Origin of the sequence: Helcococcus kunzii ATCC 51366 (genome assembly GCF_000245755.1) — a bacterium.
Lineage (GTDB): Bacteria > Bacillota > Clostridia > Tissierellales > Peptoniphilaceae > Helcococcus > Helcococcus kunzii.
The window spans coordinates 99,594-115,629 of the sequence record NZ_JH601088.1 but is presented as its reverse complement, the minus strand read 5'-3'; the positions used below and the strand labels follow the sequence as shown (position 1 = coordinate 115,629).

Genomic DNA, 16,036 nt, shown 5'->3' with positions numbered 1-16,036 from the left:
CTAAAATTTTCATTAGAAAATTATTTTCTATCTAGATATTTTGAAAAATATTGATTTGCTTTTTCAGTATATTCTGATATTTTTTCGTCGATATTTTCTTTATCAATGTCCATTTTAAGTATTTTACTTATATCTGTATAATTGTTTACTTTTCTATAAACTAAATCAAATTTATTTAATAAATCTGTTAATTTTTGATTGTTGCTATCTCTAACAATTGTTGCAAAAGGTACTTTTGATTTAATTGAAAACACAGTACCGTGGAATGTATCTGTTAGTATATAAGTTGCGTTTTTGAAATAAGCTAATAGCTCAAATGGTGTACAAACAATATTTTTATCTGCCCACGCTTGAAATACACCGGCAGAAATAATTGTTAGATTATTTTTCTTAGCAAATTCTTTAGTTTCTTTAATTACATTTTTATCGCTGATTCTATCGTCATAAGCATAAATTAAAATATAATCTTTTTCGTCAATTGTCACATCTTTTAATTCTTTTTCAAATGTGTAAATTAACGTAGGATCGATATGATCATACACTTCTTTATCAGTTAATGATTCTACAAACTTTCTTGTATTTGCATCTCTAACAGAAAACGCATCAAAATTGCTTAAAGCTTTTTCTACTTGATCTTTAATATTTAACTCTTCAACTCTTTCTAAAGTAGTAAATCCGCAAGATGCTGCATAAGATAAGATGATATCAGAATCTATACCTTCACCTAATAAAGTTTTGGCAAATCCCCATGGTGCAGGTTGTGTACAGTTAAACACTTCATCACTTCCGATAACTACTGCATTATAATCAGTTGAATAGTCTATTTCTCCTACCCCTAAAATTGGGAAAAACTCTTCTTCAAATCTTTTCTTTCTTTCTCTAACTAGATTATATCTTTTCGCTTTTTTGAAAAGATCTCCATCTAATTTTTGTTTGATTTTTTGAATGATACCTTCATTTTCTCTAATTCTTGTATCACCTAAAATTTGTTCGCCCGGTTTTATATCTATAAAACTAACTTCGTGACCTCTATCTTTCAAGTAATTTTTCAGGGCATATCCTTGCAGGAAGGAACCATAATTAATGACCCTCTGCATACTTAAAATTCCAATGTTCATCTTAACTCCTCTAATAATATTATTTATATTTTTTCTTTTTTGCTATATAACTCAACAGTATCGAAGATATAAATATAAATATAAATATCATGATTTGAGTTTCTTGTAGTAATCTATTTAAGAAAAATGTATAGCTTGATCTTGGTACAAAGAATAGGTTTCTTGTCATAATTAGCATAATCGCTACAATATATGTCTTTGTACTAAAGAACATCTTTCTTAATTTATTTATAAAATAACCATAAAATGCTGACCCTGCTATTATACCAAATATACCAAGGTCTATATATAATTCTGCTATATAACTTGATCCTGTACCCAATCCCTTATTTAAGTACTCATAAGGTGATTGTATAAATGTAAGTGCATGACTTAATTGTGATTTACCTAAAAACACTTCATAAGATTGACCTTGAGGTTCAGCAAATCTCATGATTTTTCCGACTACTGAGTATTTTACAAAATCAATTATTTCTCCTAAACTATAACATTTATGTGGTATCTGTCCGGAAAATTCTTGTGCATTTCCAATAACTCTAGCAGATACACCTTGATTATATAAAAATTTTAGTAGTTTATCTATAATACCAGAGCCTTGTTTTTGAGCTTCATTTAATGTACCTCTACTGCCTTCCACTAGCATTAATATAATAATTAATATTGGCGCTAATATCACTGCAACAGTAAGGATTCTATTTATTATTGTCTTATTTTCGATTCTATAAACAAAATAAACAAATAAAATGAAGAAATCTAACATGATATCATTTCTTGCTCCAGATTTTAATCTAAACACTGAAGGTATGATAAATATCACAGATAGTGCAATCACATATTTTAATTTTGGCTTAGTTGCTATAAAAATCATAAAAGAAGTAAAATACATTCTACCAACAATGTCCATAATTCTTTTTGTTATAGGAACTGAAGTTTTATCAATTAAAAATGATTCTCTATAGCCAACTTTACTTATTAACTTTGCATCTTCAAAACTTGTATATATCTTTACTAAAACGGAAACTATAAATATAGTAAATGAAATTATCGCTATATATTTTTTTATTTCTTCTCTATTTTCTTTTATATATAAAACAAATTTGTTTTTTGATTTTGTTTTAGTAACTTTGTTTTTCTTTGGAAGTAGTGATTTAATACTTTTTTTGAAAAAAACGATAATCGAATCGATTATACCCACTACAAAACTTTCTGTCTTAACATCTTCTTTATCTTTACTATAAAAATATTTATATGCTAAGGTTAATGCTATAATTGAGAGATTTATAAAATAGATGATATTCACAGTCACATCCTTTGTGAAACTCATCTCAAACATGCCACTATATTCAAAATCAGCACCAAATATCCCACTTGCAATAAATCTTGACATTAAAAAGACGGTAAAAGTAACATTAAAAAGTAAAAATATTACATGATCTTTTATATCTTCAAGCGACATGATGACATTGCTTAGTATAATTATTGTAGTAGAAAATAGAAAAGCATATGGATTTTTGGTGAAAATACCAAAAATCGTCAATATAACCGATAAAGACGTCATGCATCTTCTAATTAAATTTGTATAGTAATTAATTCTTTGCTTCATAATATTTATTACCTTGATTTTTATTAATTAATTTATCGTACTTGTCTAAATCTAAGATTAAATTTGTAGAGTAGTCATATACTACATTATATTCTTTTCCTTCTTCATTAACAATTCTCATAAATGATTCCTTTGGAACCACATCTTTGATTAATCCTGATTTTGGAGCCTTTGCCACTATTTTTTTTGATTTTTTTCCCTTAGGTACATTATCAAATTTTAGTGAATAATTTTCTCCAGTCTTTGCGTCTTCATAGATGAATTCATAATCTAAAACATCAATTTTTGTTACATTATACATATATGATTCAATAAATTTTTTCCCATTTTTTTCAACAATATTAATCTTTGGTACTAAATATCTCGCCTTACCCTCTCTAAAATATGGCATTTCTCCAACGAATTCTGATTCTAATTTATCATCATTTACAGTAAAAGAGTATATACTATTTTTGTAAGAATAAACCCCATTTGACAATAAAATAAAATCTTTTGAAGGATTTATTTCATCTTTATTTAGAAAAATACTATTTGAACGTGAATATTCTGAAACAGCTTCTTCAAAATTTATTGGTCTTTTAAATCTATTCATATCAAATACTAAAAAGTTCGCTTTGATAATATTAGCTGGAGTAGAGTTTTGGTAATTTATCTTATATTTATCTTCTTCAGCATCATACTCTATATTTGGCTTAATATTCAATAGTGTTTTATCCAAACTGTCAGCCTTTTTTTGTTCTTTAACTGTTGTCACTTCATTATATTTATTTAGTGTGACTATGGATAATACAGAAAGTACTATTGCTAAAACAATGGTAATTATTATTTCCTTTTTATCTATGTGTATCTTGGATTTCATCTTTCCTCCATATCATATATTACCTAATTATTTTATCACGTTTTTAATTAAGTAATGAGGTCTTTTTTTCACTTCAAGATATGTCTTAGCTAAATATTCTCCAATAATACCTAAACTAAGCAGTTGAACTCCTGCAAAAAACAAAATTAAACAGATTATTGTTGCAAATCCTTCTACTTCTATTCCAATAAATAATTTTTGTATTATTACAATTATTAAATATAATATTGAAATAATTGATGTAAACATACCTAATATCGTAGAAAACTTCAATGGTGCAGTACTATATCCAACAAATCCTTCAATAGCATATTTTGTTAAGCTCTTAAATGACCACTTTGTCTTTCCATGTAATCTCTCTTCTACAGTGTATGGAATGTATTCGATATTGTACCCAACCCATGCAAATATACCTTTTGAAAATCTATTGTATTCATTCATAGAAACAATTGAATCTCTTATTTCTTTTCTAAATGTCCTAAAATCAGAAGCATCTTTTCTTAGCTTAACATCTGAAAGCTTATTTATCCAGTTATAAAATAAAGATTTAAAAAACTTAAGTACTCCGCCTTCGTTTCTAACATCTTGATAAGCTGACACACCGTCCACGTCATCATTATATTCTAAAATATCAACCATTTCATTAATATATTTTGGATTTTGTTGTAAATCTGCATCAATCAAGGAGATATATTCACCATTTGCATAGTTTAATCCTGCTAAAATAGCAGATTCTTTACCAAAATTTCTTGAAAAATTGATACCAATAATGTTTTCATTAGGATAAATTGATTTCAATTCTTTAATTTTATTAAAAGTATCATCACTACTGCCATCATTTACAAAAATGTATTCATATTTGTGTTCATTATTTAATTCTTTTTTACATAGTTCAAAAAAAGGAATAATATTTTTTTCCTCATTATATGAAGGTACTATTATACTGATGTTTTTCATTTATCCTCCAATAATTTTACCTTTTATTAAATGTTTCATCTTTAGTTTTTTTAGGTTTTATTATATAAAAATATGTGACCAATGCTATACTCAATAGACTTATACCTAAACCGATATAAAATATCTTTGGTACATATTTAATTTCAACTTTATGATTTCCCTTTTCTAGATAGACTCCCATTAAGGCATTATCAATCCTTAATGTCTTGACTTGTTTACCATCAACGCTAATCTTCCAGTTTTCACTATATGGTATACTCAATCCCAATACACCATTTTCCTTATTGTGAATGTCTCCTACTATTTTATCATCTTTCATCACTAAATTTTCTAAATTGTACTTATTTAGTTTATTTGTCCACTTTTCATAATTTTTGTATGAACTAAAACTCAAATCAATATTTGAAAACTTATATTCACCAGGAGTTAGACTAATTACAATTTGATCAGCCTTTCCATCCACTCTTATTGTAAAATCATCTTGTAAATATGTCCATTGATAAGTGTCTTTGTATTTATATATTTTTCTATCATTTACATCAAGTACATATTTTAGTCTTCTATCTTCAATATTTTTATTAATTAAGTCTAATCTAAAACTAATTAAATATTCTCCATTTTCCTTTTTGCCACTCAATGGAATGATTATTTTACCTCTATTTGCATCTTCAGCATGTTTTCCTTTTTTATAAGGTATTTTTAATATACCATTTTCAAATTTTCCATCTATAATCTCTGCAGTATTTAAATCAACATCAATGTTTTCAATCGTTTTATCTAAATTTGCTTCATCGATATTTAATTTATCTTCAATCACTGCAGACTGCATAAGTGCAGCATCTTTTTGGGCGTGACTAAATTTATCATATTTTTCCTTTGGAATGTAATTATCATACCAAAAATCTATACCTATATTATTTGGATTTTCATAATATATTTTATTATCTTTTGTCTTTTTATCGTAATTAATTTGATCATTATCGAAGTTTACTTTATATTTTACACCCCATATTGTTTCTAAAAACAATCTATTATCAAGACCTCTAAAATGACTTGGTGAGGTAAAGAAAGTCCATATATTATGATCTTTCTTAAACCATTTCATTAAATCCTTGTTAACTACTGAGTTATACACAGTAGTACCTCTATTTCCTAATATCATTTCAGAGTTTTCTCTTCTGATAAAGTCATTATTTTCTGCTTTTTTATTTGCAATTCTATAAAAACTATCATCATTAAAATCTATCCCATATGTGCCTGTAGCTTTATTTAGATAATAGTTATTGTCTTTCAACACTGGACTTCTAGAATTGATATAGCCTCTATTATAAATAAGTGAAACTCCTAATACGAAAATCATCAAGAAGTCGATCATGTATCTTGTTTTATTGATAAATAGTAAAATTATCAATACTATAAGTTCACAAACTAAAGCATAGAAACTATAAGGATGTCTTCCTAATAAGAAAATCATACCAATTAATAAAATAATTGCGTAAATTATCTTCATATTAAAATCTATAGATTTTGATTTTTCAATAATGTTATGTAAATTATATGGAAGTACAAAGCAAATAGCAAATGCGATAAGATAATACCACCTATCTGATTCATATGAAAAACCATTCATTATAGAGTGAGCTAAAGGTGAGAAAAATAAAACACACCAAAGTAATGATATGATATTTTTCCTCAATACGTTTTTATTTAACATGAAACTATAAATTAAGATGATAAATGCTAGGAAAATTGCTCCACCTATTACATTCGGATTTAAAAATAGTGAGCTTAATTTATATTGAATTTGATCTAATTTCACAAACAATCTGCTAGTTGTCTCAACTGGTTGTCTATCTGAATGTAAAAATGCATAAACTGATGGTAAAAATCCTATTGCGCTTATACCAAATCCTAAAATAACTAATTTTGCTCTTTCAAATACTTGAGATATAAAGTTCTTAAAGCTTGTATATTCAAATGAGTAAATCATCATAAATGTAAAGATGAAAATACAATTCATAAAAGCAAAATAGAAATTGCTCATAACCATTATTCCAAAAGAAATGATGAAAAGAAGTGGTTTTCTTTCTTTATCAAATTTTCTAATGCCATAACAGACTAATGGAAGATAGACAAATGATTCTGCCATGAAATCAAAACCTAGATATCTATATAGTAAATATGTAGTCGTACCATAAATGATACTTGAAATAATGTTTAATTTTTTCTTTCTGATATCTCCGTCCTTATTGTATTCATATTCTAATAAGATATACATAAAGATTTGAGATAGTATTTGTGTCAGTATGCTTGCCAATAACACTAAATGCATGGAAGAAAGGAAGCTTCCATTGTAAATTCTAGTAATTCTACCAATAATCGCTACTAAATAAAATATAGGTGAAGTTGTGTAATAATAAGATAATTCTGTAAAGAAATCTCCACCTAATCCATAACTAAAGGAATAAAAAAAATTCCCTCGTGCAAAATTCTTTATGATAAAATGCCTAAATGGATACATCTGCGCAATAGGATCTCCATGATCAACACCTAATAATAGCCTGCCTCTTAAATATGGTGAATGTATTATTAAGCTGATAATTGTAAATATTGCTATAACAAATATTAAATTTAGTCTTTTATCTTTTGCATTCGGAAATTTTCTTTTCATAGTAGTATTTTCTTTAATTCCTTAACATTTTTATTTATATCAAATCCTTTGTCTCCAATGATTTGTGTAAAGTCTTTTCTAGGATAATCTTTAGATTTATCAAGTATTTTCTTAGCCCAATTTTTAGGACTATCTGATAAATCGTAGAAATATACTTGATCTATAACTTTATTTTCTTCACTAATATTTGTAGATGTGAAACATATCAAACCTGATGCTTGTGCTTCTACCATGGATAAAGATAGTCCTTCATATTTTGAAGGAAAGACATATGCATCCATTGCGGATAGTATCTTATGAGCATCATTTCTCACACCTAAAATTTTTACTTTTTCGTTTAGATTTAGTAAATCTATTTTATTTCTTATTTCTTCTTCTTTTTCTCCACCACCGACTAAAACAAGTCTTGCTGAATCATCTAATTTAGTTATTTCGTTAAATACATCAAGTAGAAAATCATGATTTTTAACATCAGAAAATCTACCCACATGTCCAACTACAAATTCGTCATTTAATTGTAACTCTTGTCTTATCTCTTCTCTACTTTTTTCATTAAACTTAAATTTTTCAATATCGATGGCATTATATATTATCTTATAATCTCTATTTTCAACAATGTTTCTATCAAAAGAATATTCTGTCGCACCTTCTGAGCAACTTAGATACACATTTGTATATTTCTTAAATATCATCTTATTGAAATTATGCGCAAGTTTCATTTTCCAGCCACCTGATGCATTTGGAGAATGCACATGCACAATCCTATTTGGGACTCCTGCCTCAAATGCACATTTCAAAGGATAGATATATGAAAGTGTACAAACATTAAACCAGATGGTATCAAAATCATATTGTTCAAATAATTCTTTTGTTTTTTGTCTATTTTCTTTTAGATCTTCTCCACGTCTTTTTACAAAGTGAAAAACACCTCCCATTTCTTTTATCTCATCATAAAAAACTGGTGCTTCATAAACTAGAAAATGTAATTCTAATCCTGATTTGTCCATAGCTTTAAGATGATTGTATATAAAAGACTCTATTCCTCCGTGATTTTTTGTTAATCCATAAATTAATATTTTTTTCAAATCTACAACCTCTAATTAGTCAAAATGTCCTTTAATTCTTCCCTAATATTTTCTCTAAAATATTTAGTTGCTGTTGTATATGCATTGTCTGACAATCTTTCTTTCTCTACTTCATTTAATGAAAAATATTTTAATATGGTTTCATATAGTTTTTCAGAGTTATTTACTTCAAATTTAAATCCATTTACTCCATCATCAACTATATATTTTGGCGCCGCAACATCACTTACAATAATATTAGTCTTTGTAGCCATAGCTTCTATACCAACTAAACCTAAACTTTCTGAAACTCTGGATGTTGGAAATACAAATACTTCCATCACATTATACAGCTTTGCTAGCTCAGTTTGTGGCACTTGCTCAATATATTTAACACGATTTTTTAAGCCCAAATCTTCTATCATTTGTAGGAATTCTTTTTGTTGCTCTCCATTTCCTACAATTAATGCATCTAAATCTTCTAATTTATTGCTTTGAACAACTTTATTCATAGCATTTAGAAATACATCCCAGCCTTTTCCTTCGGCTATTCTTGAAACAAAACCAATATATTTTTTATCTTTATCTAATTGATATTTGTTATAAAAATCGTCATCTATTTCTATCGGTCTAAACACTTCGTTGTTGATGCCTCCAGAAGGATACATTCTAAATTTATCCTTTGAAATGCCGAATCTTTCAGAAACTAATTCCATAAAATAATTTGATGGGACGATTATCTTGTCCGCTTTAACTAATAGTTTCTGTACGTATTTTTGCATTCTGGCCTGAGTTTTTGTCTGAGGCATAACATCACTTCCGTGAGCATTTGCATATATTTTTACATTTCTTCTAAAAAACTTTACTATCAATGCTGGTAACGCATTGTGTGAAACATAGTGAATATATAAGATATCATACTTACTGAATATTCCCTTAAATATAAACTTCAAGAAATAAACTAAATACGAAATCAATTTATTGACTTTACCTTTTTTCAAATTAATAAAAACAGTGTCATAATCTAACCCTATTTCGTCGAGTTCATTAATAAAATTTTTTACAAATACCCCTAATGCTTTGTAATCTTTCGAAGGATATAAATTAGAAGCTACCAATATCTTCATAAAATTCTCCGCTAATTTCTATAAATATTTTTACTCTTAAATACCGCACCAATTGTTGCAAAAAAGATTTTTACATCTAGTAAAAATGAGATATTTTCTACATAATATGTATCATACTCTATTCTTTTTTCCATTGATGCTTCATTTCTAACATATGCTTGGCTATAGCCGGTAATACCTGGCTTAACTTCAAACTTTCTAAAAAATTCTTCACCATATTGAGTTTTATCACCTAAAGGGCTTGGACGAGGTCCAATCAAACTCATTTGTCCAATTAAAACATTAATAATTTGTGGCAATTCATCTATACTTGTTTTTCTTATAAATCTACCAACCTTTGTAACTCTTGGATCATTGGCAGAGTTGTAAGTTGTGCCATCTTCATTTCTTATATCTGGAGCATTAACCTTCATTGATCTGAATTTATACATAATAAATTCTTTCATATCTTTTCCATATCTTCTATCGAAATAGAAGACTGGACCACCATCTTCAAGCTTTATAGCAAGTGCAACTGGTACAAATACTATACTTAAAAGAAGTAGTGCTATAAATGAAATGATAATGTCCAACAATCTCTTCACAAAATTTCTATACATTAAATCACCTGTTTATCGCCTTTATAGATAAAATAGCCAATCTTTTCATATTGATTATTTACAGGTCTTATATTGTCGCCTTCTTTGTAATAACAGAATGATTCAAATTTTTCTAACTCTTCTTTATAATCTCCATATTTAGCCGCTGTATTTGGCTCTTGGCAAATAAACTCTAAGGTATAATCTTCTTTCTTTCTATTGTAGTTGTCTAATTCGCTTGTATCCCCATTCAAAAGATGATTAAATACAAGCTTCAATAGATTTACACCTGTATATTTTGTAAGAATGTTCCACATGTGGCAACCGTCTAATCTTGGTGTAATTTCAATGATATATGGTGTATCATTTTCAACTTTTACTTGTGCATACATCGGTCCATTATTGATACCTACTTTTTTACAAGCATTTTCTAATATCTCTCTTAATTTATTTTCTGAATTTTCTGTAAGTACTTTTGCTGGTAATTCATGTTTATGAATCAAACCAAAATATTCGTCCCAAGTATCTCTGTCAGAGGACTCCATAAATACCATTTTACCGTCTAACATATAGCAGTTAACAGAAATCTCTGTACCTCTAATATATGCTTCATTTATCACAAGTCCTGATCTTGAATATGACAAAGCCAATTCAAAAGCTTCTTTGTATTCATCTTCATTATTTACGATTGTAATACCTCTTTGTCCTTGTGAATCAGCTGGTTTTACAATAAATGGATACACTAAAGTAGGTTTTTGTTCTAAACTATCTACAACTTGAAACTTAACATTTCCTTCAAAGTCATTGCCTAAAGTTTGTCTCATAATTGTTTTATTGTTACATATCCTAGCTGTTTCTTCAGAAACAAATCTAGGCATATCTAGCATTTCACTTATTTTGCTTGCTTGTGGCATTGCTAAATCTGAACCAACAGAATACACAACATCGATATTATGTTTTTTAATGTATTCTATTGTTTTATCCGTATCCATGAAGTTAATTTCTTCAAAAAAATCAGCATAATCTGCACCAACACCATCTCTCTTTTGAGCGATAGCATGTACTTCATACCCTTGTTTTTTCAATTCAATTATTGCATCCATTTGAACGGGCGCAACACCAAATATCAATACTTTTTTCATATTATTTCTCCAAATATGCTTTAGTAATTTCTGTGTATTTTTCAATAATATAGTCTACTTCTTCATCAGTCAATAATGTGTGAAGTGGTAGTGTAATTTCATTCTTATAGTGTTTGTAGGCATTTGGATAATCTTCAATATTGAAACCTAGATTTTTATATGCTGTTAATAATGGAAGTGGCTTATAGTGTACGTTACATGCAATTCCTTGTTCAGCCATTTTTACAATAATCTCATTTCTTTCTTCTAGTTCAATATTTGGGACCCTAGTGATATAAAGATGTCCAGAAGATTGATGTTCTTCTGTGAAATGATCCAATGTTTCTATGCCTAATGGTCTAAATGCTTCATCATATTTTTTAATGATTGATTTTCTTCTTTCAAGCATTTCTGGATATCTTTCTAATTGAGCAAGTCCAATACCTGCCATGATATCTGTCATATTCATCTTATAAAGTGGTTCAACAATGTCATATTCCCAAGCGCCAAGTCCCATTTTTGACATAGCGTCTTTAGTTTGACCATGTAGTGAAAGCAATTGACCTTTCTTATAGATTTTTTCATTGTCATATCCTTCGATATCTCTCCAAGTTAGAGAACCACCTTCTGCAGTTGTAAGGTTTTTTACCGCGTGGAATGAAAATCCTGAAAAGTCAGCAACGCTTCCTGTCTTTTTACCTTTATATGACGCGCCTAATGAATGTGCTGTATCTGCAACTACAGCAACTCTACCAATTTTTTCTTGTAGTTCATTATTTGGTTTAAATAAATCTTTTTTTCTTTCAACTATTTCAAATATTTTATCATAATCGCATGGTATCCCCGCAATATCAACAGGTATAACTGCTTTAGTTTTTTCAGTAATTGCAGCTTCTAATGCTTCATAATCCATTTCTAAACTATCTTTTTGTGTATCAATTAAAACTATTTTTGCCCCTACATGATAAATGATTGAAGCTGAAGCTGTATATGTGTAAGCTGATGTGATAACTTCATCTCCTTCACCAATACCTAAAATTCTCAATGCTGTCTCAGCACATGCTGTCTGAGAGTTTAGACAAATTGTTTTTGATGTATTGTAAAACTCTGAAAGTTCTCTTTCGAATTCCTTTGTTTTTGGACCTGTTGTAATCCATCCTGATTTCAATACTTCTACAACATTATCTATTTCCTTTTGAGTAATGTGTGGTGGTGAAAATTTAATATCCATAATTATATCCTCGCTTCTATTTTATGTTCTTCTTCAAGTATATTTTTATTTGTTTTATCTACATCATAAATTGGTCGCCAAGTAATCTTTGAGTACAATTTATCTACATTTACTTGATTTGTCTTTTGTAAATCGCCCTCAACAAAACTTAGCTTTCCTTTGTATTCATGATTTACTAATTTCTCAACAGATTCATAAATATCTTTCGCAGAATATTTATATCTTGTACCTAGATTATAGTTTGTGTTCCATTCAAGTTTATCATATTCGTCAAATATTGCTTTAAGTGCTAAGGCAACATCGCAAATATCAATGTATGAATAGATTTGTTTATCTAAATTAATTTCGATATCTTCATCATTTAGATATGCTTTTATCAACTTATTGTTTAATCTAACATCTGTATTTGGCCCAACCACTGAGGCAAGTCTTAGATTTACATAGTTAATATTTCTATCTAAACAATAACTTTCAGTAAATCTTTCAAAATATATTTTCGCATATCCATATAAATTAAAAGGTATTGGATATGTTTCTTCAGTTGCTTCTTCGATTCTATCTCTATCATACACACTTTGACTTGAGATGTTTACGAAATATCTAGAACCTAAATCATACAATTTCTGATACATGTTTCTAGTAAACTCTAAAGCGCTATTAATTAGCTCAACATCATTTCTTGTTGGAAAAGCCAAATTTAAAAATATTGAATCCTCAAAATCTTCTTCCAACTCGAAAAAATCATCGTTTAATATAGGTCTAATATTACCCTCATTATATTGCGACAATTTTTCAAGATTTGATGTCATTGCAAAGACTTCATAATCAGTTTCTTTCAATACATCTAGCAGAGCTTTACCCACTCTACCGCTTGCACCCGAAATAATGATTTTCTTCATATGTCCATCCCTTTCGTTTTAGTTATCTTGATACTTTCATTATATATTATTTTGCTTCACTATATAACTCGTCAAATTTTTCTTTATTTGCTTCTATATCACTCTCTGGTGAATGGTATGTTGGCACTATATCTTTAACAACTCTATGAAGTGTTTCTAAATCATTATTGCTTAGATTTTGTAATTTACTAATTTGCTCAATAAATTTAATAGAATCAAATTCAATAGGTTGTCCAATGTGGATTAAGTCGTTATCAGTACTCTTTAGTCCCTCTTCTGACATTAATTTTTCTTCATAAAGTTTTTCACCTGGTCTCAATCCAGAGTATACAATCTTAATATCTTTATCAGGCTCTAATCCTGATAATTTAATCAAGTTTCTAGCAAGTGTATCAATCTTAACTGGAGCTCCCATATCTAAAACAAATATTTCCCCACCGCTTGCCATATTTCCTGCTTGAAGCACCAAACTTACTGCTTCAGAAATTGTCATAAAATATCTAATAATATCTGGGTGTGTAACTGTAACTGGTCCACCTTCTTTAATTTGATTTCTAAATAAAGGAATAACTGAACCATTGCTACCCAAAACATTACCGAATCTAACAGCCACAAAATCTGTTTCAAATTCTTTTCCTTTATGGCTATTTAATATCTTTCTAATCTCTTCAGGATAAGTCATTATCTTGTCTTGAAGTATTTCAATCTCTCCGGTCTTTGATACCTTATCCATAGTTTGTATAACCATTTCGCACATTCTCTTAGTTGCACCCATTATATTTGTTGGGTTTACAGCCTTATCTGTACTTATCAGAATAAATCTCTGTGTATTTGATATCAAGGCACAAATTGCCACATTAAATGTACCAAACACATTATTCTTTATAGCTTCATAAGGACTTGTTTCCATCAATGGTACATGTTTATGTGCTGCCGCATGATATACAATATCTGGCTTAAATTCGTCAAAAATTTCTTTAAGTCTTTCAATTTCTCTAACAGAGCCTATCAATACCTTTAGATTTAACTCTGGTTTGCAACGTTTTAACTCTTGTTCAATTTCATATGCGTTATTTTCATATATATCGAAAATAATCAATTGATTTGGACTATGTTCTGCAATTTGTCTACACAATTCAGAACCTATAGAGCCACCACCACCAGTAACTAATATTGTCTTTCCAACAATATATTTAAAATCTTTAGGATTTAACACATTTATTGAATCTCTTCCCAATAAATCTTCAATCTCAACGTCTTTAAGAGTTTCGACAGTTACTTCACCTGTCACTAATTGATAAATACCCGGTAATTTCTTAAGTTCACATCCCGTTTCTTTACAAATCTCTAAAATCTCATTAATCTCTTTTGGTGTCCCTGAAGGTATAGCCAAAAGAATAGTATCTATATTATAAGTTTTCGCTACTTCAATTATCTTATCTCTTCCCCCCACAACTGGCACAGAATTAATAAATCTTGACCACTTGTTTGGATTATCATCGATAAAACATTTTACATTGTACTTAGATGCTGATTTATTAATATCAGACAAAATCAATTGTCCAGCATCACCCGCACCAATAATCATTGCATTCTTGGTTTCTTCTTCGCTAGTCAAATTATCTCTCTTAGATAAAAATACCAAATATGCCCTATGTGAAAATCTCCCCAATGCAGCAAATGCAAATTGTAACAATCCACCTAAAGCATAATAAACAATAGGCATTCTCTTAAAGAATATTGCAATTATAAGGGTATGTAAGATAAATGAAACCAATACTGCCGTCATTATCCTAAACAACTCAAAAACGCTAGCAAATCTCCACATACTTCTATACAAATTAAACTTAAAGTATATGATTACCGACAATATCACATTTATTGGAATAACTATTTTAAGACTATTCAAAAATGTCTGAGGAATATAAGAATACATAAAATCATATCTTAAAAACATAGTAATCGTGTATGAAAAAACTATTGTTACTATATCATATATCACTAATGCTGCGGCAACCAAATGCCATTCCTTAATTCCTTTACTTCTATAAAACTGCTTCATTTCTTTCCTTCTTATCTATTACTTTTATTAAATAAAATAGAGAATAACTTTAAATCTCAAATCTAATAAACAATTATTAAACTCTATTAACTCATATCATTATACTATATTGAGGATATTTAATAAAATTTTTATATTGCTTTTGTCTATTATCCATTAAAAAATTAAATTCTTTTTTTATATTAATATTTTGGGAGAAAAATGTAAAGATATGGATAGGAGGGGGTGTTGGAAGAATGGTGGGTATTGACCGCAAGATGGTGGAGCGATGATTGAATGGGAATGCGTAGTTGTTGTTCCAGGACACAAGGGCATGGAATAGTGTATAGAATGCTGTTTAATAATATCTAGTAACGAATTTTGTATCTATTTCTCCTAAATCGGAAAGCTCTTACGGAGCTTTTCTTCCTTTCTTCGTTTTGCTCCGTAGTAAAATAGCTGGTTGTACGGTGCTTTTTGCACTTTATTGATTTTGCTCTGTAGTAAAATTGCTGGCTGTACGGTGCTTTTTGCACTTTGTTAATTTTGCTCCGTAATAAAATAGCTGATTGTACGGTGCTTTTTGCACTTTGTTAATTTTGCTCAGTACAATCAGCAGCTTTTTAAACCTCTCATTTTTACATTTTACTCATTTGCTCTGTTTAAACGCACTTTTTTGTACCACTGCTTTTGACATTTCGGCAATTTGCTCTGTTTAAAGGTCATTTTTTGTACCACTGCTTTTGACATTTCGGCAATTTGCTCTG

The 16,036-nt window shown here is 28.8% G+C and carries 12 protein-coding genes; all 12 read right to left on the bottom strand.

What is annotated here, in order from left to right; all coding sequences use genetic code 11:
- Nucleotides 1–20 precede the first annotated feature (20 nt).
- Genes HMPREF9709_RS00480 through HMPREF9709_RS00425 form a run of 12 tightly spaced genes read right to left on the bottom strand, consistent with a single transcriptional unit; the run spans nt 21 to nt 15,290 of the window.
- Nucleotides 21–1,118 (bottom strand): polysaccharide pyruvyl transferase family protein, encoded by a 1,098-nt coding sequence (locus HMPREF9709_RS00480; RefSeq protein ID WP_005396912.1) that lies wholly within the window; start codon nt 1,116–1,118, stop codon nt 21–23.
- A 19-nt stretch (nt 1,119–1,137) separates the two neighbouring features.
- Complete coding sequence (locus HMPREF9709_RS00475) at nt 1,138–2,676, bottom strand: O-antigen polysaccharide polymerase Wzy family protein (RefSeq protein WP_169311902.1); 1,539 nt, start codon at nt 2,674–2,676, stop codon at nt 1,138–1,140.
- Between the two features lie 28 nt (nt 2,677–2,704).
- Nucleotides 2,705–3,580, bottom strand: coding sequence for a hypothetical protein (locus tag HMPREF9709_RS00470; RefSeq protein WP_005396908.1), 876 nt, complete (start codon nt 3,578–3,580; stop codon nt 2,705–2,707).
- Nucleotides 3,581–3,607: 27 nt separating this feature from the next.
- Nucleotides 3,608–4,537, bottom strand: a complete 930-nt coding sequence (locus HMPREF9709_RS00465; RefSeq protein WP_005396906.1) for a glycosyltransferase family 2 protein — start codon at nt 4,535–4,537, stop codon at nt 3,608–3,610.
- 16 nt (nt 4,538–4,553) lie between these two features.
- Nucleotides 4,554–7,208 carry a YfhO family protein gene (locus HMPREF9709_RS00460; protein ID WP_005396905.1) on the bottom strand — a complete coding sequence of 885 codons (2,655 nt, stop codon included), beginning with the start codon at nt 7,206–7,208 and terminating at the stop codon, nt 4,554–4,556.
- Nucleotides 7,205–8,293: a glycosyltransferase gene (locus HMPREF9709_RS00455; RefSeq protein ID WP_005396904.1), complete on the bottom strand. Its 1,089-nt coding sequence runs from the start codon at nt 8,291–8,293 to the stop codon at nt 7,205–7,207. Before HMPREF9709_RS00455 ends, HMPREF9709_RS00460 begins: the two co-directional genes overlap by 4 nt.
- Nucleotides 8,294–8,304: 11 nt before the next feature.
- On the bottom strand, nt 8,305–9,399 hold the full coding sequence (locus tag HMPREF9709_RS00450) for a glycosyltransferase family 4 protein (RefSeq protein ID WP_005396903.1): 1,095 nt from the start codon (nt 9,397–9,399) through the stop codon (nt 8,305–8,307).
- An 11-nt stretch (nt 9,400–9,410) separates the two neighbouring features.
- Entirely contained in the window at nt 9,411–9,998 is a 588-nt protein-coding gene (locus HMPREF9709_RS00445; protein ID WP_005396897.1) for a sugar transferase, read from the bottom strand.
- Complete coding sequence (locus HMPREF9709_RS00440) at nt 9,998–11,119, bottom strand: ATP-grasp domain-containing protein (RefSeq protein ID WP_005396895.1); 1,122 nt, start codon at nt 11,117–11,119, stop codon at nt 9,998–10,000. The genes HMPREF9709_RS00445 and HMPREF9709_RS00440 overlap by 1 nt, the downstream gene beginning before the upstream one ends.
- Before the next feature lies 1 nt (nt 11,120).
- On the bottom strand, nt 11,121–12,329 hold the full coding sequence (locus HMPREF9709_RS00435; RefSeq protein ID WP_005396893.1) for a DegT/DnrJ/EryC1/StrS family aminotransferase: 1,209 nt from the start codon (nt 12,327–12,329) through the stop codon (nt 11,121–11,123).
- 2 nt (nt 12,330–12,331) lie between these two features.
- The gene (locus HMPREF9709_RS00430; protein ID WP_005396892.1) at nt 12,332–13,228 is read right to left on the bottom strand and encodes an NAD-dependent epimerase/dehydratase family protein; all 897 of its coding nucleotides are present in this window, start codon (nt 13,226–13,228) and stop codon (nt 12,332–12,334) included.
- 46 nt (nt 13,229–13,274) lie between these two features.
- Complete coding sequence (locus tag HMPREF9709_RS00425) at nt 13,275–15,290, bottom strand: polysaccharide biosynthesis protein (protein WP_005396890.1); 2,016 nt, start codon at nt 15,288–15,290, stop codon at nt 13,275–13,277.
- Nucleotides 15,291–16,036 lie beyond the last annotated feature (746 nt).